This is a genomic window from Oceanobacillus sp. NCCP-135 (assembly GCF_059698015.1).
In genome coordinates this window covers 1-535 of record NZ_BAAKSZ010000089.1, presented here as the reverse complement: position 1 = coordinate 535, position 535 = coordinate 1, and the positions used below count along the sequence as shown (strand labels likewise).

The 535-nt window shown below is 41.3% G+C and carries 1 protein-coding gene; it reads left to right on the top strand.

Features of this window, described 5'->3' with window-relative positions:
- Positions 1-18: 18 nt before the first annotated feature.
- A partial coding sequence (locus AC6HVZ_RS19655; RefSeq protein WP_497559806.1) for an IS3 family transposase occupies positions 19-535 on the top strand: 517 nt, incomplete at its 3' end.

Below are 535 nucleotides of genomic sequence, written 5' to 3'. Positions count from 1 at the left end.
CAAAAAGTAGCCCCTCTCATGCGAGAGGGACTACAAAAAATTATTTGGAAGTGTCCCGAGTCCTGTAAAACTAAAATTATACAAATTTATCATGAGTCATACCAGATTTACGGTGCACCTAAAATAACGTCAACTTTACGATCCAGGGGCTGCATCGTAACTGAAAAGACGGTGGGTAACTACATGCGGGAGGAGGGCATAAAAGCCATCTGGGTTCGTCCACATGTAAGAACAACTATTGACCCGGAGTTTGACACGAAACTGAAAAATATCTTGAATAGGGAATTTAATCCGGTAGCTCCTAACACTGTCTGGGTGACTGATATCACTTATGTGCATACCTTGGCAGGATTTGTGTACCTAACAAGCGTAATGGATTTATATTCTAGAAAAATAATAGGATGGCAGCTGTCGGACAGCTTATCCACGGAACATGTCGTTAAAGCGATTGAAAAAGCAAAAGCAAACAGAAGACTTAGTCAACCCGTTGTTATCCACAGTGATCGTGGATGTCAGTATGTGTCTAAAAGCTATC